This window comes from Actinophytocola sp. (assembly GCF_036002505.1).
Lineage (GTDB): Bacteria > Actinomycetota > Actinomycetes > Mycobacteriales > Pseudonocardiaceae > DASYTH01.
In genome coordinates this window covers 19502-40322 of record NZ_DASYTH010000345.1, presented here as the reverse complement: position 1 = coordinate 40322, position 20821 = coordinate 19502, and the positions used below count along the sequence as shown (strand labels likewise).

Sequence of the window (20821 nt, the reverse complement as noted above, 5' to 3'; positions counted from 1 at the left end):
GAGGAGGAGACATGGCCGTCACGCTCGACCCGCAGCTGCTGGAGATCCTCGCGTGCCCGTCGGACGACCACGCCCCGCTGCGCCCGGGGACGCCGGCCGACCCCGACGCCGACGCGCTGACCTGCACCGCATGCGGGCGCCAGTTCCCGGTCACCGACGGCATCCCGGTCCTGCTGCTCGACGAGGCGACCGTGCCGTCCGGTGAGACCGCCGACCCTGTCGAGCCGTGAGCGGAGCTTGCGGAGCGAGCCATGGGCACCGCCCCGTCGCCGAGGGACAAGCGAAGCCTTTCGTGGGTTTCGCCCGCTACCGGGCTTGCGAGGTGATGCCGTGAGCACGCATCCCGACGACACCCTGCTGGACGACCCCGCCCGGCTCTCCGAGGTCGACTCGGACGGGCTGCTCCGCGCGGCCGCCATGGCGGGCGCGCAGGTGCGCGCCACCGTGGAGTCGGCCGCCGACTCGTCGCTCGGCCAGCTGGCCGGCGCCCGGCCGCGGGCCCTCGTGCTGATCACCCGGCCCGGTCTCGGGCCGGCCTCCGCCCGGGTGCTGGACGCGCTGATGCGGCCGTCCTGCCCGGTGCCGCTGGTGCTCGGCGCGACCGTGCCGAGCTGGATCGGTCCGCTGGACGTGGTGATCGGGCACACCGACGACCCCGGGGACATCGAACTGGCCGAGTCGGTCGACCGGGCGGCGCGGTACGGCGCGGCCGTCGTGCTCACCGCGCCCGAGGACGGCCCGGTCGCGGCCGCCGCGGCGGGCAAGGCGGTGCTGCTCCCGCCCCGGGTGCCGGTGCCGCCGGGGTTCGGCTTCTCCCGGGTGCTCGCCGCGGGCCTGCTCACGCTGCGCACGCTGGGCCTGCTGAGCACCGACCTGGGCGCGCTCGCCGACGAGCTGGACCGGGAGGCCGAGCGCGATCACCTGCAGCACGAGTCGTTCGTCAATCCGGCCAAGTCGCTGGCGCTGCGGCTGGCCGACCGCAGCCCGCTGCTGTGGGGGCTGGACGACGTGGCCACCGCGGTCGCCCGGCACGCCGTGCAGGTGCTGGCCACGCACACCGACCTGGTCTGCGACGCGACCGCCTACCCGCAGGCGATGAGCGGCACGGCGCTGCACCGGGCCGCCGTGCAGGCCTCGTCCGGTCAGGACATCTTCGCCGACCCGGACGACCTCGACCCGGGACAGGTGTCCCCGTTGCGGGTGTTCCTGCTCGCGGTCCGGTCGGCGGCCGGCGACCCGGTGCGCCGCCTGGCCGCGGAGACCCTGCCCGGCGCGGACCTGCTGGACCCGGCCGAGGAGACCGGTGCGGACGCACCGGCCTGCGCCGCGGTGCTGGGCCTGCGGTTCGAGCTGGCCGCCCTGTACCTGGGCCTGGCCGCCGGTACCACCGGCGGTTCCGGCCGTTACGTCTCAGCACGGTTTTGAGGTGCCGGTGGAGCTGCTACACAACGCCGTCCGCCCCTACGCCTGGGGTTCCCGAACGACCATCGCGGAGCTGCTCGGCCGGGAGGTGCCCGCGCCGCACCCCGAGGCCGAGCTGTGGCTGGGCGCGCATCCCGGCGATCCGTCCACTGTGGACGGAAACGGCTCGTTGCTGGAGGTCATCGCCGCCGACCCGGTGAGCCAGCTCGGTTCCGACGCCGCGGCGCGCTGGGGCGACCGGCTGCCGTTCCTGCTCAAGGTCCTCGCCGCGGAGGAGCCGCTGAGCCTGCAGGCGCACCCCTCGGACGAGCAGGCCGCCGCCGGGTACGCGCGGGAGGACACCGCCGGCATCCCGCGCGACGCGCCGAACCGCAACTACCCCGACCCCACCGCGAAGCCGGAGCTGCTCTGCGCGCTCACCGAGTTCCACGCGCTCGCCGGGTTCCGCGATCCCCGGCGGACCGTGGCGCTGCTCCGCGCGGTCGAGACGCCCGGCCTCGTCCCGTACGTCGACCTGCTTGCCGCGCAACCGGACGGCGAGGGGCTGCGGGCGCTGTTCACCACCTGGATCACGCTGCCGCAGCCGGCGCTGGACAAGCTGGAGCCGGAGCTGCTGGACGCCTGCGTGGCGCACGTCCGCGGGCACGGCGAGTTCGAGCTGGAGTGCCGCACGATCCTGCAACTCGGCGAGGCCTACCCGGGTGACGCCGGGGTGCTGGCCGCGCTGCTGCTCAACCGGTTGGTGCTCGCACCCGGCGAGGCGATCTTCCTGCCGGCCGGGAACCTGCACTCCTACCTGCACGGTGCGGGCGTGGAGATCCTGGCCAACTCCGACAACGTGCTCCGTGGCGGGCTCACCCCGAAGCACGTGGACGTCCCGGAGTTGTTGCGGGTGCTGGACTTCAGCGTCGGTGACATGCCGGTGCTGCGGGGTGAGCGGACCGGGCGGCGCTGGGTGTACCCGGTGCCGGCGCCGGAGTTCGAGCTGTCCCGCCTGGAGTGGGCGGCGGGTGAGGCCGAGGAGGTGCACCTGCCCGGCGGTCTGCCGCAGATCCTGGTCTGCACCCGCGGCGCGGTCGGCGTGCTCCCCGACGGCGGGGCCGAGCGGGAGTTGGCCCGGGGCCGGTCGCTGTGGATTCCGGCCAGTGACCCCAAGATCACGATCCGGCCGCTCGACGGTTCCGGCGCGCAGGCGTTCCTGGCCACGGTCGGGTCGTGATGTACGTCTAAGCTTCCCGGCAAACCGGACTTATTTCGCGCACTGAGGAGCGGTCAGTTGTCTGCTGGAGGCGGGACCAGGGCGATCATCGCCGCGCTCGCGGCGAACGCGGGGATCGCCCTGGCCAAGTTCGTCGGCTTCGCGATCACGGGCTCGTCCTCGATGCTCGCGGAGGCGGCGCACTCCGTGGCCGACACCTCCAACCAGGGCCTGCTGCTGCTCGGCCAGCGCACCTCGCGGCGGTCGCCCGACGTCGAGCACCCCTTCGGCTACGGCCGGGACCGGTACTTCTACTCGTTCATCGTGGCCCTGCTGCTGTTCAGCGTGGGCTCGGTATTCGCGCTGTACGAAGGCATCCACAAGGTCCAGCAACCGGATCCGCTGACCGCGCCGCTGGTCGCGATCCTCATCCTGGTGGTGGCGATCGGGTTGGAGACGTTCAGCTTCATCACCGCCATCGGCGAGTCCAACAAGATCAAGGGCGATGTGAGCTGGTGGGGGTTCATCCGCCAGTCCCGGGTGCCGGAGCTGCCCGTGGTGCTGCTGGAGGATGCCGGCGCGCTGCTCGGGCTGGCGTTCGCGCTGTTCGGCGTCGGCCTGGCGACGGTCACCGGCGACCCGGTGTGGGACGGCGTCGGCACGGTCATGATCGGCGTGCTGCTCGGCGTGATCGCCGTCATCCTCATCATCGAGATGAAGAGTCTGCTGATCGGGGAGGGTGCCACCCCCGGTGAGCTGGTGGCCATCTGCGACGCGCTGACCGCCGGCAAGGTCCAGCGGGTGATCCACATTCGCACCCAGTACCTCGGCCCGGAGGAGCTGCTGGTGGCCGCGAAGATCGCGCTGGAGGCCGATCTCGCCCTGCCGGAGATCGCGCAGGCCATCGACGACGCCGAGCTCCGGGTGCGCAACGCCGTGCCCACCGCCCGGCTGATCTACCTCGAGCCCGATCTCGACCGCTCGCTCTCCGCGGAGTTGTAGTCGTGCGGCGGTAACCGCGTGGCGTTACCGTGAAAGTCATGCCGGGCAACGGATTGTGGCGCACCAAGACCGTTGAACAGTCCATTGCGGACACGGATGTCGCGGATACCAAGCTGCGCAAGGATCTCACCGCCTGGGACCTGACCGTGTTCGGGGTCGCGGTGGTGATCGGGGCGGGGATCTTCACGCTCACCGCGCGCACCGCCGGCGACATGTCCGGACCGTCGGTGTCCGTGGCGTTCGTGCTGGCCGCGGTCGCCTGCGCGCTCGCCGCCCTGTGTTCTCCAACTCGGGAATGTTGGCCATGGTCGTGGGTCGTCTTGGCTGGCCGGTCACCAGACCACTCCTCGGGCAGACCTCGTTCCTCGGCCTACCCTCGTCGCGGTGGGCCACCTCCCTCGCCCGGCATTCCGCAAGCTTCATGCCGTGCTACGCCGAGTTCGCCTCCACCGTGCCGGTCGCCGGCAGCGCCTACACGTACTCCTACGCCACCTTCGGCGAGCTCCTGGCCTGGATCATCGGCTGGGACCTGATCCTGGAGTTCGCGGTGGCCGCCGCCGCGGTCGCCAAGGGCTGGTCGGTCTAACTGCAGACCGTGCTCGGCTACCTGTTCGGCGACGGGTTGGTCAGCAGCTTCCAGCTCGGCGGGCTGACCGTGGACTGGGGCGCGGGCCTGCTCGTGGTGGTGCTGACCACGCTGCTCGTGCTGGGCACCAAGCTGTCCTCCCGGGTCAGCCTGGTCATCACCACGATCAAGGTGGCGATCGTGCTGCTCGTGATCCTGCTCGGCGCGTTCTACATCAGGTCCGCCAACTACCAACCGTTCGTGCCGCCGCCCAGCACCGGGTCGGGCGGTGGCAGCGGTCTGGAGCAGTCGCTGTTCTCCCTGCTGGCCGGCGGTTCCAGCAGCACGTTCGGCCTGTTCGGGCTGCTCGCCGGGGCATCGCTGGTGTTCTTCGCGTTCATCGGGTTCGACGTCGTGGCCACCACCGCGGAGGAGGCGCGCAACCCGCAACGCACGGTGCAGCGCGGCATCCTCGGCTCGCTGGCCATCGTCACCGTGCTCTACGTCGCCGTCGCCGTCGTGTTCACCGGCATGGTCAAGTACACCGAACTGGCCACCACCACCGGCCCCGGCGGCATCCCCGAACGCAAGACCCTGGCCACCGCCTTCGCGGCCAACGGCGTCGACTGGGCGGCCAACATCATCTCCATCGGCGCCCTCGCCGGCCTGACCACCGTGGTCCTGGTGCTCCTGCTCGGCCAGGTCCGCGTCCTGTTCGCCATGTCCCGCGACGGCCTGCTGCCCCGCGCCCTGGCCCACACGGGCCCCCACGGCACCCCCGCCCGCGCCACCGTGCTGGTCGGCGCCGCCGTCACCCTCGCCGCCACGTTCTTCCGCGCCGACAAGCTCGAGGAGATGGTCAACGTCGGCACCCTCTTCGCGTTCATCCTGGTCTCCGCGGCCGTCCTCGTCCTGCGCCGCACCCGCCCCGACCTCCCCCGCGGCTTCCGCGTCCCCTTCGTCCCCCTGGTCCCGATCCTCGCCATCGCCGCCTGCCTCTGGCTGATGCTCAACCTCACCGTCCTCACCTGGCTCCGCTTCATCGTCTGGATGCTCATCGGCGTGGTCATCTACTTCGCCTACAGCCGCAACCACGCCAGGCTAGGCCAATTGGCGTAACAGCTCCCTGATGTGTACGATCGGGTCGTCGCGTACACATCGAGGGAGGGGTCATGCGGACCAACATCGATATCGACGACGAGCTGCTCGAGAAGGCCATGCGGCTGGCCGGCACCAAGACCAAGAAGTCCACCGTCGAGCAGGCGCTGGAGATGATGGTGCGCCGCTACGAGCAGAGCCAGATCCTCGAACTGCGGGGCACTGTCGAATGGGAGGGCGACCTCGATGAGATGAGGCGGTCCCGGGAGTTCCCACGATGATCGTGGTTGACACCAGCGTATGGATCGACTGGTTCGCCGATCGATCCACGCCGCAAGTGGAGTACCTCGCCGGATGTATCGAAATCCGGTCCGAGGACTTCGCGCTGGTCGGCTTGACCCTGACTGAGGTGCTCCAAGGGTTGAGGCATGACAAGGACGTGCGAAGGGTCGAGCGACACCTGGCCTCATTTCCGATTCTTCAACTCGAGCACGTGGCTGACTTCCGTGCCGCCGCGGGCATTTACCGCGCCGCCCGCCGGCGCGGGATCACCATTCGGAGCACAATCGACTGCCTCATCGCCGCTGCCTGTATACGGGCAGATCTCGAACTCCTGCACTCCGACAGGGATTTCGACCAGCTGGCGGAGTTGACCACCCTGAACGTCGTGGATGTTTAGTGGACCTGCTCTGCCTGGATGTCGGGTCGACGTGGACCAAGGGTGCGCTGGTGTCGGCGGCTGGGGAGCTGCTGGGGACCGCGCAGTGTCCGACGACGCCGCCGGAGGTGTTGCGGGGGATCAGGGCGGTGACGGACGAGTTGGGAGCAGGGAGCGCCGAGGTGCTGGCGTGCTCGTCGGCGGGGGGTGGGCTGCGGCTGGCGGTGGTGGGGCAGGAGCGGCTGGTGAGCGCGGAGGCGGGGTACCGGGTGGCGCTGTCCGCCGGTGCGAAGGTGGTGCACGTGGCGGCGGGGGGGTTGGACGGGGCGGGGCTGCGGTCGGTGCGGGCGGCGCGGCCGGACGTGGTGCTGCTGGTGGGCGGCACCGATGGTGGGGACGAGAAGGTGTTGCTGCACAACGCGAGGCGGCTCGGGGCGAACCGGATCGCGGTGCCGGTGGTGCTGGCTGGCAACGTCAAGGTGCGGGATGAGGCGCTGGAGCTGCTGCGCGGGCGGACCGTCGTGGCCACCGACAACGTGCTGCCGGATGTGGGGGAGCTCGCGGCCGGCCCGGCGCGGCGGGCGATCCGCGAGGTGTTCCTGGAGCACGTGATCGGCGGCAAGGGGCTCTCGCGTGGGCCGCGGTTTCGCCGGCTGGTGCGGATGGTGACCCCGGACGCGGTGCTGGCCGGCGTGTCCCGGCTGGCCGCAATTCTTGGTGAGCAACGGGAACAGGCCGGCGCCGTGCTCGTGGTGGATGTCGGTGGGGCCACCACCGACGTCTACTCCGCAGTGTCCATTGTGGATGAAGAAACCCATGCGGTGGCGCTTCCGGCCGACCGGCGCACGGTCGAGGGTGACATCGGCATGCGCTGGTCCGCCCCGGGCATCGTCGCCGAAGCCGCGGCGGAACGGCTGATCGCCACGGATGAGACCGAACTCCTGGCGCCGCAGGCGAACCGGCTCGCGGCTCAGCCGAACCTCACGGCGTCCGAAGTGGACACTCGGCTCGCCGGGCTGGCCGCGGTCCTGGCCGTGCGCCGGCACCTGCGGATGGTCGACGGCCGGCTCGGCCCGCGCGGCGCCGGTCTGATCGTGCTGTCCGGCGGGGTCTTCCGCCACGCCACCCCCGACCAGCTGGCCGGAATCGAGCAGGTCCTCCGCGCCGACCCGATCCTCCGGCCGGTCCTCCGTACGGCATCCATCACCGTCGACCGGCGCTACGTCCTCGCGCCGGCGGGCCTCCTTGCCGACGCCGGCCGCACGGCGGCCGCCGACCGCCTGCTCACCGGAATAGCCGCCTGATTGCCTCGTGCCGACCAACCGCACCTCAGGGGACCGTGACGGCACCCAGCCACAATCCACCCGACAACCGCACCACCAGCTGGAACGCAACAACAGGAGTTAAATGCGGAGGCGGATTAGTGAGGCGGGTCGGCGGTGCGGGCGTGCCGAGGAGGGGGGAGAACGTTTGGCAGGCCGGCGGTCGTCGCGGGGGCCGGGTCGAGGCCGGCGGCCAGCGCGATGGCGCGGTCCCACTCGGGGTCGGCGGTGTAGTCGCGGTGCCGCTGCACGCCGGGTGTCCAGCGGCGGCCGGGGAACGGACCGGGCAGCGGGTCCGGCAGCCAGTGGTCGAGGCCCAGCGCCAGGGCGCCGTTCGGGGAGCGCCGCGCCGGCGGGAGCGGGCCGGTGGTGCCGTCCGGGCGGAAGCCCATGCCCAGCAACCGGTCCCCGACAACCTGGTGCCGCCACGTGGTCACCGCGCCGCCGATCGGATCGGTGCCCCGGCACAGCGCCCGCCACCGCGTGCCGAGCTGACCGGCGAGGGCGGCAAGGGAAGTGTGCGACACGACCCCGGGGAACGCGCGCGGGTAGGCCCACTGCAGCGGCGAGCCCACCGTGACGATGCCGATGCGCCGGCGTTCCGGCTCGTTGAGCGAGTTCAGCAGCCGGACCGCGGCGACCACGACCAGCAGGCTGCCCTGGCTGTTCCCGGTCAGCACCACCCGCGTGCCCGGGTCGCGCAGGTGCTCGACCGCGCGTGCCGCCAGCTCCGGCGCCACCTTGAGCGCGTAGCACGGCGGCACGATCGGATGCGCCTCACGCGGCCAGAAGCACGCCAGGTCGGCGAGCACACCGAGATGCCGCCCGGCGTCGGGCGCCCGCGCGGCGTTGTACACCGCCCGGAGCAGGCTCGCGATCAGCGCACCGAGGGCCAGCACACCGACCCCGGACAGCGGCAGCACCCACGCCGGCGGTGTGCGCCCGGAGAACCGGAGGAACACCGCGATCGCCGTGCCGGTGCACAGCACCCCGGCCACGCCGAGCACCACCCGGTGCAGGTGCCGCCGCTGCCACCCGGCCCGGTACCACGCCCGCGCGGCGTCCGGCACGTCCTCCGCGCGGCCCGCGTGCAGCACGCCGACCAGCGCCAGCCGCGGCCGTGAGCTGCGCCAGCCCCGCACCGCCACCACGGCGGCCACCGGGACGCCGAGGAGCACGGCCAGCACCGCGCTCGCTCCCCACAGCCGGGTGACCGGGTCGTAGCCGAGCGGCAGCGGCATCTCCTCGGCGCCGATCAGCCGGCGCACCGCGATGGCCAGACCCGCGCCCAGGCCGCCGCCGAGCAGCGCCGCGAGCGCCAGCACCGGCGCGGACATCCAGCCGCCGGCCCACGGCCGCAGCTCACGGGGCTGCCCCCGCCAGCTCCGCCGGCCGATCACGGCCGCCGGCACCAGCACCGCACCGACCAGCACCACCACCACGATCAGCGCCGCGGCCAGCGCCTCGACCGTGGAGTCGGTGCCGGTCACCGTGGGCGGCAACGGATCCTGAGCGGCGCCCGCGGTCAGCACCAGGGCCACGCCCAGCCCCAGCAACACCCGGCGCGACCAGGGCCCGAGCGCGGTCCGCAGCCACGTGCCGGCCCGGTGCGGGGCGGCGCCGGTCGGGTCGTCCAGCAGCAGCACCCCGAGCACGGCCAAACCCAGCAGCACCAAGGAGATCACCCAGAGCACCGCGTCCACGGTCCGGACCGGAACGTGGAACGGCCCGCCCACCGGCAGCAGCGCGACCGTGGCCAGCGCGGCGACCAGGTGCAGCACGCGCAGCGTCGGTGTGTCCGGATCGGCGACCAGGTTCGTCCCCGGCAGGTCCACGGCGTCGTTCGGAGCCGACGGCGGCGGGTTCTCCGAATCGTCGACCTCCCAGGCGACACAGGAGATCCGGTGCAGCACGTAGATCGCGGCAAGCACCGGGAGCAGCCCGATCGCCGGCCGCACCAGGTAGACCTCGCGCAACCAGTCCGGCACCGTGGTGGCCAGGCACGGCGCCCCCGGGGCGAGGCACTGCGCGGCCACCAGGTCCAGGCTCACCACCGCGGCCTGGGTGACCAGGAGCATGGTGAGCAGCACCGCGGCCAGCCGCAGCAGGGACCGGGCGGTCAGACCCAGCCGCGCGGCGAGCCGGTGCCCGCGCGGCATCGGCGGCAGCATCCACTGCGCCATGTTGGCCAGCGCGAACGGGAACAGCAGCGCCCAGGCGGACTTGGCCCAGCCGCCCGAGGTCATCCCGCTCCATACGTACCCCTCGACCACGCGTGGGATCGTGCGGCCCTCGGCCTCCAGCACCGGTCCCGGAGCGGGCCGCAGCAACCGGTCGGCCGGGCGCACGATCCGGGCGGTCCCGTCGCCGGCCACGTCCACCGCGGCGATGGCGGACACCAGCGACTCCGGCTTCGTGCCCATGATTCCGTGCACGCGCAGCTCGACCACCCGCGTGTCCGGACCCGGTAGCAGCACGACCCTCCTCTACGACACCCTCACGACGGCCTGGGTGGCTCACCTGACCGCGGCCAGCCAACGGTAGTGTCACCGAGGCAACTGTGCCCTCGGGTGCCGGCCGGCACGAACAGCTTGGAGGAATTACGCGATGACCGCAGCAGACACGCGGAACGAGACCGGGGCCCGGTTTGCCAACGCGATCGGGGACGTCGACTTCGCGGTGGCGGATCTGTCGCTGGCCGAGTTCGGCCGCAAGGAGATCCGGCTCGCCGAGCACGAGATGCCCGGGCTGATGGCGCTGCGCCGCGAGTACGCCGAGGTCTACCCGCTGCGGGGAGCGCGGGTGTCCGGCTCGCTGCACATGACCGTGCAGACCGCGGTGCTGATCGAGACGCTGGTGTCGCTGGGCGCGGAGGTCCGCTGGGCGTCGTGCAACATCTTCTCCACCCAGGATCATGCCGCGGCCGCGGTGGTCATCGGTCCACATGGGACACCCGAGGCGCCGCGCGGGGTGCCGGTGTACGCGTGGAAGGGCGAGACGCTCGAGGAGTACTGGTGGTGCACCGAGAAGATGCTCACCTGGCCGGACGGCGGGCTGCCGAACATGCTGCTGGACGACGGCGGCGACGCGACCATGTTGGTGCACAAGGGAACCGCGTACGAGAAGGCCGGCGTGGTGCCGCAGGCGGAGGAAGACGACCCCGAGGAGTGGAAGGTCGTCCTCGAGGTGCTGCGCAACTCGCTGGCCGCCGACAGTTCCAAGTGGACCCGCACTGGCGAGGCGATCATCGGTGTCACCGAGGAGACCACCACGGGCGTGTTGCGGCTCTACCAGCTTGCGGCCGCCGGTGAGCTGCTCTTCCCGGCCATCAACGTGAACGACTCGGTCACCAAGTCGAAGTTCGACAACCGGTACGGCATCCGGCACTCGCTGGTGGACGGCATCAACCGCGGCACCGACGTGCTGATCGGCGGCAAGGTCGCGGTCGTGTGCGGCTACGGCGATGTCGGCAAGGGCGCGGCGGAGTCGCTGCGCGGCCAGGGCGCCCGGGTGGTCGTCACCGAGGTCGACCCGATCTGCGCGCTGCAGGCCGCCATGGACGGCTACGACGTCAAGCGCCTGGAGAACGTGCTGGACCGCGGGGACATCGTGATCACCACCACCGGCAACAAGAACGTGGTGATGGCCGAGCACATGGCCCGGATGAAGCACCAGGCGATCCTCGGCAACATCGGCCACTTCGACAACGAGCTCGACATGGCCGGCCTGGCCCGCTACCCCGGCATCCGCCGGATCAACATCAAGCCCCAGGTCGACGAGTGGGTCTTCCCCGACGGCCACTCCATCATCGTGCTGTCCGAGGGCCGCCTGCTCAACCTCGGCAATGCCACCGGCCACCCGTCCTTCGTGATGTCCAACAGCTTCTCCAACCAGGTGATCGCCCAGGTAGAGCTGTTCACCAAGCACGAGGAATACGACAAAGAGGTCTACCGCCTCCCCAAGAAGCTCGACGAAAAGGTCGCCCGCATCCACCTCGAGGCCCTCGGCGGCGAACTCACCAAACTCACCAAAGAACAAGCCGAGTACATCGACGTCGACCCCGAAGGCCCCTTCAAGTCCGAGCACTACCGCTACTGACCGCAGCGGCCCGGTGGGCGGCAGGCATGCCACCCACCAGGCCCGCGCAGTCTCGGGTGCGGGTGGGCGTGGTGGCGTGTACACTCGTTCCTGCGGAGGCTGTTGAGCCGAAGAAGTGAGCCCGGTGGGTGGTCGGACGGCCATCATGCCGGGCTTCGCGCTATTGAGGGTGCCTCGAGGTTGATGACGGCCTCGATCAGTGGGTCGATCAGCCGCCGCCAGTGATTCCCGGCGCCGAAGCACCATGCGGTCGTGTCGGCGACCCACAACAACGCCTCGTTGGTGGAATCGACATGCTCGTACGCGAAGTGGTCGCCGTTCGGATGCCGAACCCCGACTGAGCGGATGGTTGCCTCGTCTTTGGCGTCCAGTTCGTCGCGGCTGTCGAGTACGAGCCGATGAGCCCCGCGATCCAGTAGATCGCACGCGACCCGATCCACACAGGCCTGCCGAGCCGCTTCCTCCTGGCGTACGCAACCATGCACGTACAGGCGCACTCTGATCGGCAGGCGAGCGATGGCCGTCGCCAATTGTCGTTGCCTGGGCTCTTTCTCGCGCTTGAAGTGGATCTCTCGTTGTCCTGGTAGCAGGAGGCCGCGGAGGTCTCGCCGGAGCAGCCGAAGGTTCACCGGTTCCGCGATGGCGGCCGCGAGGATGTAGGTCGAGCCGCGGCGGGACTCGTCGACGAAGGCGTGCACGGTCATGGTTCGCGCATCTTCGCAACCGGGGCCGTCACCCGAACGAGAATGGTCGTTGCCGGAAGTGGTCGAGTGTGAGGAGGGGTCGTGTCGGTTGGGGTCGTGGGGGCGGGGATTTCGGGATTGCATCTGGCGTTGCGGCTGCAGCAGGCGGGGGTGCCGGTGACGTTGTATGCCGAGCGGAGCGCGGAGGAGATCGCGGATGGGCGGCCGCAGAACCTGGTGGTGCGGTTCGGTCATACGCGGGAGCGCGAGCGGGCGCTGGACGTGGAGCACTGGACGGCGCCTGAACACAGCATGTTCGGGGCGCACGTGTTCGCACCCGGGGAGCCCCCATTGCGGTTCTTCGGGGCGTTGAGCGAGCCGGGGAGCGCGGTGGACTTCCGGATCTACCTGCCGCGGCTGATGGCGGACTTCGAGGAGCGCGGTGGTGCCGTCGACCCGGTCGTGGCGGACGTGGAGTCGGTGGTGGAGCTTGCCGAACGGCACGATCTCGTCGTGGTGGCCAGCGGGCGGCGGTCGATCACGGACCTGTTCCCGCGGGATGCGAGCCGCTCGCCGTTCGGTGAGCCGCAGCGGATTCTCACGGCGGGGCTGTACCACGGCATCGCGCCGATGGAGACGACGGCGTTGCACTTCAACCTGTGCCCGGGCGTGGGCGAGGTGTTCAGCATCCGGATGCTGACCTTCGGCGGTCCGGTGCACGGCATGAACATCGAGGCGATCCCCGGCGGACCGCTGGAAGCGTTGGTGCACATGGATTACCAGGCCGACCCGGCCGGCTTCGAGCGGGCCGTGCTGACCCTGCTCGCCGAACACGCGCCGGCGCTGCGGGAGCGGATCGACGAGCGCGAGTTCGGGCCGGCCCGCCCGGTGGATCTCCTGCAGGGCGGTATCACCCCGACGGTGCGTGCCGGATGGACGGTGCTTCCCAACGGCAAGTACTGCATGGCGGTGGGCGACGCCTGGATCACCAACGACCCGGTCGCCGGGCAGGGCGCGAACCTGGGGTCGCACAGCGCGTTCACCCTGGCCGACGAGATCATCGCGGGGCCGCCGTACGACGAGGCGTTCTGCCGGCGGGCGGAGCAACGCAGGTGGGAGTACGCGCGGCCGGTTACCGAGTGGAGCAACGCTTTCCTGCTGCCGCCGCCGCCACACGCGCTGGAGGTGCTCGGCCGGGCCGGCGCCGACCAGCGGATCGCGGACGCCTTCATCGACAACTTCAACGACCCGCCGGCGATGTGGCGGGTGCTCGGCTCGCCGGAGGGCGCCGCGGCGTGGCTCGCGACGTTCGGGCAGCCGGCTTCCTCCGTCGGTGCGCCTGGCTAAACTCGCCGGTGATCGCTGACGATTCGCCCGGGAGACGCCTGTGTCGAGCTGCGGCCACGTGGACACGCTGGTGAGCGATCCGCGCGGCCCGTTCTTCGGCGCGCTGGCGCACGGGTTCGCTTGCGGCGCACACATTCCGATCCACAACGCGCAGGCGTGGAACGCACTGGTCGACCCGGCCGCCGCCGGCGGGGAGGCCCGCGAGTCGCTCCGGGAGAACTGGGGGATCACCAGCCCGGAGGAGTGGCGCGAGCAGGCCGACCACCTGCTGGCCGGGGAGAACGTCGGGCCGGAGACCGACCACCTGCTGCACCTGCGCCGCGACCTGATCGGCCGGAACGGCCGCTGCGACCTGCCGATGTGGCGGGACGCGATCTCGCAGTGGGCGCGGTGGCGCGGCCTCGACGCCGACCTGGCCAAGGAGTTCGGCCGCACCGCCGGCATGATCATCCGCTACGAGGCGCGGTTCCGGGCGGACGGGATCCTGCCGCTGAACGGCATCGTCAACTCCGTGCTGGGCTACGACTTCGGCCGCGCGGTCAACATGGCCCGCTGGGGGTTCGGCAGCTCCTACTGCGACTACCGCACCGCCGAGTCGATCGTGCTCCGGGCCGGGCAGCTGACCCGGCAGTACTACGTCACCTGGGCCGACTACGGTGCCGGCTACGCGCTGGGCCGGGTGCTCCGGTTCGACAACGAGGAGTACGGCCACATGTACGGGTCGGTGCTCGGCCCGCACCGGATGCTCATGTTCGAGCAGGCCAGCCCGTGGCGCCACATCCCGTTCTCGTAGGGTGCCGTCCGTGGGACGGATGGTCGTGATCGAGGGCTTGGACGGCGCCGGGAAGCGCACGCTGGCCGACAAGCTGACCGCGGCGTGCGCCGAGCGTGGCGCCACCGTGGCCCGGTTGGCGTTTCCCCGCTATGGCAGGGACGTGCATGCCGATCTGATCGCCGACGCGCTGCACGGCCGGCTGGGTGACCTCGGCGCCTCGGTGCACGGCATGGCCACCCTGTTCGCCCTCGACCGGTACGGCGCCGCGGGCGACATCCGCGCCGCGCTCATCACCCACGACGTCGTGCTGCTCGACCGCTACGTCGCGTCGAACGCGGCGTACGGCGCGGCCCGCCTGCACCAGGATGCCGGCGGCGAGTTCGTCGCCTGGGTGCGGGAGCTGGAGATCGACCGGTTCGGCCTGCCGGTGCCGCATCTGCACCTGCTGCTGCGGGTGTCCCCGGAGGTCGCCGCGGAGCGCTCGGCGCACCGGGAGCGCACCGAGTCCGACCGGGAGCGGGACACCTGGGAGGCCGACGGCGGCCTGCAGGCCCGCTGCGCGGCGGTCTACGACCAGCTCGCCGAGCGGGGCTGGCTCAGCCCATGGCACCTCGTCGACGGAACGTCCACAGTGGCCTTCGCTGAGCTGGCCGCGCTGGTGTGCAAGACTTAGAGCGCGCCAACCAGGTCGGCGCCCCACCGGGTGATCTCGGCGTCGATGTCCAGCCGGCGGACCCCCTCGGTGCTCTCCTCCATCTCCCGGGTGACTCGGTTGCGCGGCACGAACCAGGAGATCTCGAACTCGAGGCCATCGGGATCCTTGGCGTACAACGACTTCGACACGGCGTGATCGGCGCTGCCGACCAGCGCGCCGACTTCAGTGAGCTTCCGGTGGAACTCGCCCAGCTCGGCCAGTGTCTGCACCGACCAGGCCAGGTGGTAGAGCCCGATCGCGGGGTGGGTAGGCGCCGGGACGTCCGCGCCCACCTCGAACAGGCCGAGATCGTGGTCGTTGTCGGAGTCGGCGGCCCGGAGGAAGGCCACGGCCGAGTAGCGGTGGATGACCCGGAACCCGAGCACGTCGCGGTAGAAGTCGACGCTGCGATCCACGTTGCTGACGTAGAGCACGGCGTGGTTGAGCCGCCGGATGCCCATACGCACCTCCTCACACGATCAAGTTCCCCGATTCAACGCTACAACTCGGTCGCGCTCGGTGGGTGCTCACACCGCCCCCGCTCACCTGGTGCGACGATGTACGCATGAAGGCACGTGTGCTGGTCGTGGACGACGACCCCGCCCTGGCTGAGATGCTCACCATCGTGCTGCGCGGCGAGGGCTTCGACACCGCCGTGGTCAACGACGGGCCCAGGGCCATGCCGGCGCTCCGCGAGCTCAAGCCGGACCTGGTGCTGCTCGACCTGATGCTGCCCGGCATGAACGGGATCGACGTCTGCAAGGCCATCCGCGCCGAGTCCGGGGTGCCGATCGTGATGCTCACCGCCAAGAGCGACACCGTGGACATCGTGCTCGGCCTCGAGTCCGGCGCCGACGACTACGTGGTGAAACCGTTCAAGCCCAAGGAGTTGGTGGCCCGGGTGCGGGCCCGGCTGCGGCGCACCGAGTCCGAGCCGGCGGAGACGCTGGCCATCGGCGACCTCACCATCGACGTGCCCGGGCACGAGGTCACCCGGGAGGGCGTGGCCATCCAGCTCACCCCGCTCGAGTTCGACCTGCTGGTCGCGCTCGCCCGCAAGCCGCGCCAGGTGTTCACCCGTGAGGTGCTGCTCGAGCAGGTCTGGGGCTCCCGGCACGCGGCCGACACCCGGCTGGTGAACGTGCACGTGCAGCGGCTGCGTTCCAAGGTCGAGAAGGATCCGGAGCACCCGGTGGTGGTGCTGACCGTGCGGGGCGTCGGCTACAAGGCCGGCCCGCCGTGACCAGGGGTGGAATGCCGTAGTGGGCGGATTACTCGCGCGGACGATCCGGGCCGGAGCGCGCTCCACCGCCCGGGCTGTCGCGTACGGACGGCGGCAGGCCGGCGCGTTCGGCGTGGTGTGGCGGCGTTCCCTGCAGGTGCGCGTGACGATCTCGACGCTGGTCATGTCCTCGGCCGTGGTGTTCGTGCTCGGCATGGTGCTGCAGTTCCAGATCACCGAGCGCTTGTTGCAGACCAAGCAGGACGCCGCTCTCGACGCCACCAGGAACGCCGTGCAGGTGGTGGGCCGGGAGCTGGTCGGAGTGAACCCCGGTTCCGACGCCGTGGTGACCCGGCTGGCCAGCGCCCTGAACAAGCTGACCAGCTCGCCCTCCGGTGACGCGGGCCCGGCCAGCTCATCTGCCGGCGCGTTCTACCCGGTGCTGGCCAGCGACGCGCCCGGCTATGCGCCCGGCGAGTCGCGCTCGGCCGGGCCGTACGACGACGTGTCCGCTGACCTGCGCCAGTTCGTACAGTCCGGGAAGCTGACCCACCAGATCCGCACGGTGGACCGGGACGCCGGCCGGGTCACGTTCCTCATGGTCGGCGCGCCGGTGCCGAACACCAGCCAGCCGCTGCAGCTCTACATGCTGTTCCCGCTGACCGCCGAGCAGAACACGATCAGCCTGGTGCAGAACACGCTGATCGTGGGCGGTGTGGTGCTGCTGTTGCTGCTGGCCGGCATCGCCAACCTGGTGACCCGGCAGGTGGTCCGGCCGGTGCGGGCCGCCGCCCAGGCCGCCGAGCGCTTCGCCGACGGGGAGCTGGACGAGCGGCTGCCCGCGTTCGGCGAGGACGACGTCGCCCGGCTCGCCCAGTCCTACAACGCCATGGCCGAGAGCATCCAGGCGCAGATCCGGCAGCTGGAGGAGTTCGGCACCCTGCAGCGCCGGTTCACCTCGGACGTGTCGCACGAGCTGCGCACCCCGCTGACCACCGTGCGGATGGCCGCCGACGTGCTGCACGCCTCCCGCGTGCAGTTCCCGCCGGGCCTGGCCCGCTCCACCGAGCTGCTGGTGGACGAGCTGGACCGGTTCGAGTCACTGCTCGGCGAGCTGCTGGAGATCAGCCGGCTGGATGCCGGGGTCGAGGAGTTGGTGGCCGAGTACGTCGACCTGCGGCCGATCGTGCGGCGCGCGGTCGAGTCGGTGCGGCGGATCGCCGAGAACGCCGGCTCGGAGCTCGTGGTCGACCTGCCGGACACCGAGGCCACCGCGGAGGTCGAGTCCCGCCGGGTGGAGCGGATCCTGCGCAACCTCCTGGCCAACGGCGTGGACCACGGGGAGGGTCGGCCGGTGCAGGTGCGGCTGGCCTTCGACGACGACGCGGTGGCGGTGACCGTGCGGGACTACGGCGTGGGGCTGCGGCCCGGCGAGGCCGATCTGGTGTTCAACCGGTTCTGGCGGGCGGACCCGTCGCGCAACCGGCACACCGGCGGCACCGGGCTGGGGCTGGCGATCAGCCTGGAGGACGCCCGGCTGCACGGCGGCGGGCTGGACGCGTGGGGCGAGCCGGGCAACGGCGCCTGTTTCCGGCTGACGCTGCCGCGACAGCAGGGTGAGTCGTTCACCGGGAGCCCGCTCGCCCTCCCCGGCGAGCCGGACACCGTGGTCTTCGAGCCGGTCTCCCCGCCCGCCGAGGATCCGTTGCCGCGCAACGGAAAGGGCGACGACTCGTGGCTGGGCCGGCGGATCGCGGAGCGGGAGGAGGTGCGGTGAGGACGTGGTTGGCCGCGGTCGCGGCGGTGCTCACCGTGCTCTTCATGTCCCTGTCGGCTTGCGCGAACATCCCGGAGCAGTCCACGCCGCAGGCGGAGAACAACGACGCCGGCCCGACACCCAACCCCGTCCCGGGGCCGGACGCGAAGGCCGATCCCTTCGCCCTGGTGCGGGGTTTCGTCGAGCTGGGTGGCAACCCCGAGGCGGCCAAGGCGTACCTCAGCGAGGCGGGCCGGTCGGCCTGGCCGGGGGACAACCCGCCGACGATCATCAACGACAACTTCGGCACCGTGCCGCTGCCCGTCTCCGAGCGCAAGATCCAGGGCGACGAGCAGCAGACCCTCGACGTCACGGTCGTGCTGACCGTGACCAAGGTCGGCCAGCTCGGCGCCGACCGCGCGTACACGCCTGCCTTCGGCACCGCCGAGTACCGCGTCGTGGTGCACCGGCCGGCGGTCGGGGAGCCGTGGCGCATCCAGGTCCCGCCGGACACCGTGCTGGTCACCAGCCCGGACTTCAACCGCAGCTACAAGCGGGTCAGCCTGTACTTCTTCGACCCCGACTTCCGCGTGCTCGTGCCCGATCTGCGCTACGTCGCCGCCGAGCCGGCCACCGGGATCCCGCCGCGGGTGATCGGGCTGCTGCTGGACGGTCCCTCGGACACGCTGCGCGGGGCGGTCAAGACCGAGATCGGGCCCGACGCGGAGATGCGCACCAACGCGGTCTACACCGACGGCGCGCTGGTGGTGAACCTGACCAAGATCGGTGACCGGACGCCGGCGGACCGGACGCTGATGGCCGCCCAGATCGTGCTGTCCCTGCGCGAGGTCACCCAGGGCCGGATCCGGCTGCTGGTGGACCAGCACCCGCTGGTGGACGGGCACGGCGACTGGCGGCCGAGCGACCTGCCGTCCTATGACGCGGCCACCCGGCCCGGGCCCGACCTGCCGGGCCTGTACACCGTCAACGGCCGGGTGTTCTCGCTGCGCGACGGTGCCCCGGTCCCGGGCCAGGCCGGCAACGGCGAGCTCAGGATCCAGAGCGCCGCGCAGTCCGTGGACGGCAAGACGCTGGCGGTGGTGCAGGACGTGCCCAGCGGCGCCCGGCTGCGCATCGGCGCGTTCGGCGGCGCGCTGCCCGAGGTCGACCTGGCGGCGCCCACGCTGACCCGGCCGACCTGGATGCCCGGCACGGCGAACTCGGCGAGCAACGAGTTGTGGGTCGTGCAGAACAACTTCGACGTGATCCGCATGGTGCGCACCGGAAACGGCACCTGGGTGCCGAGCGCGGTGAGCGCCCTGGACCTCAAGCCGTTCGGCACCATCACCGACCTGCGGCTGTCCCGCGACGGGGTGCGCCTCGCCGCGGTGGCCAACGGGCAGGTCGTGGTGGCCTCGGTGGTGCGGGACAAGGAGTCGGTGAGCATCCACTCACCCAGGGTGCTGCAGGGCAACGAGATCCGCGGGGTGATCGGTGTCGACTGGGGCTCCCAGGACACCATCGTCGCGGCCACCGGGGCGCGCACCCAGCCGGTGGTCAACATCCCGGTCGACGGTTACAGCATCGAGCCGTTCAGCAGCGCCAACCTCGGCTCCTCCCCGGTCACGGCCATCGCCGCCGCCCCCGACCGCGAGGTGGTCGCCGCCGACCGCACCGGCATGTGGACCGTCTCCGACGTCGGCCAGGTCTGGCGACTCCAAGCCCAACACCAGATCCCCAACGCCCGCCCCTTCTACCCCGGCTAATAGGCACCCGGTGGACCATCGCCGAGGTTGAGTGGGCCTCGCGCAGACCAACGCAACCTCAGGGGACCGTGACGGCACTTAGCCACGGTTCACCCGCCACCCGCACCGTTCGCTGGAACGCAACCACACCAAAAATTTCGGAGAGGCGGAACTGTCGGTGGGCTCGGGCAGGCTGCGTGTCATGCGACATGCCTTGCGATTCCTGCTTGACCTGGTGATACCGCGGCGCTGCGCGGGTTGCGGCGCCCCGGACGTGGGCTGGTGTGATGCCTGCGCGGCCGAGCTGCGGGCGCCGTTCGCCGTGGAGCGGGAGGCCCTCGCGCACGGTCCGCCGGTGTATGCGCTCGGGCGTTACCGGGGTGCGGCACGCCGGGGTGTCCTGGCCTACAAGGAGCGCGGCCGGCGGGACCTGGCCGGGCCGTTCGGCGCGGCGCTGGCGAGTGCGTTGCTCAGTCTGCCCGAGGTCCGGGCCGGACCTTGCTACCTGGTGCCCGCGCCGTCGCGCCCGGCGGCGGCCCGGCGTCGCGGGGGGCCGCACATGCTCAACCTGGCCCGGCACTGCGCGGCCACGCTCGCCCACGCCGGGCAGGCCGCCGCGGTGGCGCCGGCACTGCGGCTCGGCGCCCGCGCCCGGGACTCGGTCGGCCTGGACGCCGCGGCCCGGGCCGCCAACCTGCGTGGCCGCCTGCGCTCGGTCCCGGCCGGCGCCCCGCCGCCCGGCCAGCCGGTGGTGCTCGTCGACGACGTGATCACCACTGGCGCCACCGCGGCGGCGTGCACCGAGGTGCTGGCCCGCGCCGGCAACCCGGTGCTGGCGGTGGTGGCCGTGACGGCGGCGGGCTGACCAGGTCCACATGCCGGGAGGCGGGCTGCACCCACATGGGTGAAGTGCCGGTGCGGCACCGCGCCCGGCGGCCCGGATCGGTGCGGTACCGGAAACCTGGCCGCGGGCCTGGTCGCGCCGCGAAACGTGTATTACGTTGGGCCAGAGGGGTGAATATGCGGCGTCAAGTCTGGACGTGTGGAGGCAAGGCGAGTAAAGGCGGAACGCTTTGACAGCGCAGCGTTACGCAGATGACGCCACAAGTTCGCCCCCTGTTGGGACTGTTGCTCGGGGACGAGCCGAGCTAACGTGCCCGCTATCACGTCCCCGGTTCGCAGGGAGGAGGCGAGGAGCCCATGACCCTGGCGCCGGAGGAGCCCTGAGGTGGGAGT

The 20821-nt window shown here is 71.5% G+C and carries 18 protein-coding genes and 2 pseudogenes; 17 read left to right on the top strand and 3 right to left on the bottom strand.

Annotated elements, in window-relative coordinates; all coding sequences use genetic code 11:
* The first annotated feature begins 11 nt into the window (after window positions 1-11).
* The 9 genes and pseudogenes from VGR06_RS30240 (at window position 12) to VGR06_RS30200 (ending at window position 7247) form a co-directional block, all read left to right on the top strand.
* Window positions 12-230: a Trm112 family protein gene (locus VGR06_RS30240; RefSeq protein ID WP_327562563.1), complete on the top strand. Its 219-nt coding sequence runs from the start codon at window positions 12-14 to the stop codon at window positions 228-230.
* Between the two features lie 100 nt (window positions 231-330).
* Window positions 331-1425, top strand: coding sequence for a hypothetical protein (locus tag VGR06_RS30235; protein WP_327562562.1), 1095 nt, complete (start codon window positions 331-333; stop codon window positions 1423-1425).
* 7 nt (window positions 1426-1432) lie between these two features.
* A complete protein-coding gene (gene manA, locus VGR06_RS30230; RefSeq protein ID WP_327562568.1) occupies window positions 1433-2641 on the top strand; it encodes a mannose-6-phosphate isomerase, class I in 1209 nt (402 codons plus the stop codon).
* Window positions 2642-2698: 57 nt separating this feature from the next.
* The gene (locus VGR06_RS30225; protein ID WP_327562561.1) at window positions 2699-3622 is read left to right on the top strand and encodes a cation diffusion facilitator family transporter; all 924 of its coding nucleotides are present in this window, start codon (window positions 2699-2701) and stop codon (window positions 3620-3622) included.
* Window positions 3623-3660: 38 nt separating this feature from the next.
* Window positions 3661-3900, top strand: a pseudogene (locus VGR06_RS30220) (amino acid permease); the annotation flags it as partial.
* A 149-nt stretch (window positions 3901-4049) separates the two neighbouring features.
* A pseudogene (locus VGR06_RS30215) lies at window positions 4050-5306 on the top strand (amino acid permease); the annotation flags it as partial.
* A gap of 53 nt (window positions 5307-5359) precedes the next feature.
* The gene (locus tag VGR06_RS30210) at window positions 5360-5566 is read left to right on the top strand and encodes a type II toxin-antitoxin system VapB family antitoxin (protein ID WP_327562560.1); all 207 of its coding nucleotides are present in this window, start codon (window positions 5360-5362) and stop codon (window positions 5564-5566) included.
* Entirely contained in the window at window positions 5563-5964 is a 402-nt protein-coding gene (gene vapC, locus VGR06_RS30205; protein WP_327562559.1) for a type II toxin-antitoxin system VapC family toxin, read from the top strand. The genes VGR06_RS30210 and vapC overlap by 4 nt, the downstream gene beginning before the upstream one ends.
* Window positions 5964-7247, top strand: coding sequence for a glutamate mutase L (locus tag VGR06_RS30200; protein WP_327562558.1), 1284 nt, complete (start codon window positions 5964-5966; stop codon window positions 7245-7247). The genes vapC and VGR06_RS30200 overlap by 1 nt, the downstream gene beginning before the upstream one ends.
* A 116-nt stretch (window positions 7248-7363) precedes the next feature.
* Here VGR06_RS30200 and VGR06_RS30195 read toward each other — a convergent pair whose 3' ends face one another.
* Window positions 7364-9742, bottom strand: a complete 2379-nt coding sequence (locus tag VGR06_RS30195) for a hypothetical protein (RefSeq protein ID WP_327562557.1) — start codon at window positions 9740-9742, stop codon at window positions 7364-7366.
* A 130-nt stretch (window positions 9743-9872) separates the two neighbouring features.
* Here VGR06_RS30195 and ahcY point away from each other — a divergent pair, with 130 nt between their 5' ends.
* Window positions 9873-11363 carry an adenosylhomocysteinase gene (gene ahcY, locus VGR06_RS30190; protein ID WP_327562556.1) on the top strand — a complete coding sequence of 497 codons (1491 nt, stop codon included), beginning with the start codon at window positions 9873-9875 and terminating at the stop codon, window positions 11361-11363.
* A 143-nt stretch (window positions 11364-11506) separates the two neighbouring features.
* Here the strand turns inward: ahcY and VGR06_RS30185 are convergent, their stop codons facing one another.
* On the bottom strand, window positions 11507-12067 hold the full coding sequence (locus VGR06_RS30185; protein ID WP_327562555.1) for a DUF3800 domain-containing protein: 561 nt from the start codon (window positions 12065-12067) through the stop codon (window positions 11507-11509).
* Between the two features lie 81 nt (window positions 12068-12148).
* On the opposite strand from VGR06_RS30185, the gene VGR06_RS30180 reads away from it, so the two are divergent.
* The 3 genes from VGR06_RS30180 to VGR06_RS30170 are packed head-to-tail and all read left to right on the top strand — an operon-like array spanning window position 12149 to window position 14841.
* Window positions 12149-13393, top strand: a complete 1245-nt coding sequence (locus tag VGR06_RS30180) for a styrene monooxygenase/indole monooxygenase family protein (protein WP_327562554.1) — start codon at window positions 12149-12151, stop codon at window positions 13391-13393.
* A gap of 58 nt (window positions 13394-13451) precedes the next feature.
* Window positions 13452-14186 (top strand): DUF1266 domain-containing protein, encoded by a 735-nt coding sequence (locus tag VGR06_RS30175; RefSeq protein ID WP_327562553.1) that lies wholly within the window; start codon window positions 13452-13454, stop codon window positions 14184-14186.
* A gap of 10 nt (window positions 14187-14196) precedes the next feature.
* Complete coding sequence (locus VGR06_RS30170; protein WP_327562552.1) at window positions 14197-14841, top strand: dTMP kinase; 645 nt, start codon at window positions 14197-14199, stop codon at window positions 14839-14841.
* Here VGR06_RS30170 and VGR06_RS30165 read toward each other — a convergent pair.
* The gene (locus tag VGR06_RS30165; protein WP_327562551.1) at window positions 14838-15323 is read right to left on the bottom strand and encodes a VOC family protein; all 486 of its coding nucleotides are present in this window, start codon (window positions 15321-15323) and stop codon (window positions 14838-14840) included. The two genes, VGR06_RS30170 and VGR06_RS30165, sit on opposite strands and share 4 nt — an antisense overlap.
* Window positions 15324-15427: 104 nt before the next feature.
* Here VGR06_RS30165 and mtrA point away from each other — a divergent pair, with 104 nt between their 5' ends.
* The 4 genes from mtrA to VGR06_RS30145 all read left to right on the top strand — a co-directional run bounded on the left by mtrA (window position 15428) and on the right by VGR06_RS30145 (window position 20450).
* Window positions 15428-16105 (top strand): MtrAB system response regulator MtrA, encoded by a 678-nt coding sequence (gene mtrA, locus VGR06_RS30160; RefSeq protein ID WP_327562550.1) that lies wholly within the window; start codon window positions 15428-15430, stop codon window positions 16103-16105.
* Window positions 16106-16124: 19 nt separating this feature from the next.
* Window positions 16125-17861, top strand: a complete 1737-nt coding sequence (gene mtrB, locus VGR06_RS30155) for an MtrAB system histidine kinase MtrB (protein WP_327562549.1) — start codon at window positions 16125-16127, stop codon at window positions 17859-17861.
* Window positions 17858-19606 carry an LpqB family beta-propeller domain-containing protein gene (locus VGR06_RS30150; RefSeq protein ID WP_327562548.1) on the top strand — a complete coding sequence of 583 codons (1749 nt, stop codon included), beginning with the start codon at window positions 17858-17860 and terminating at the stop codon, window positions 19604-19606. Before mtrB ends, VGR06_RS30150 begins: the two co-directional genes overlap by 4 nt.
* A 181-nt stretch (window positions 19607-19787) precedes the next feature.
* Window positions 19788-20450 carry a ComF family protein gene (locus tag VGR06_RS30145; RefSeq protein WP_327562547.1) on the top strand — a complete coding sequence of 221 codons (663 nt, stop codon included), beginning with the start codon at window positions 19788-19790 and terminating at the stop codon, window positions 20448-20450.
* The last annotated feature ends 371 nt before the right edge of the window (window positions 20451-20821 follow it).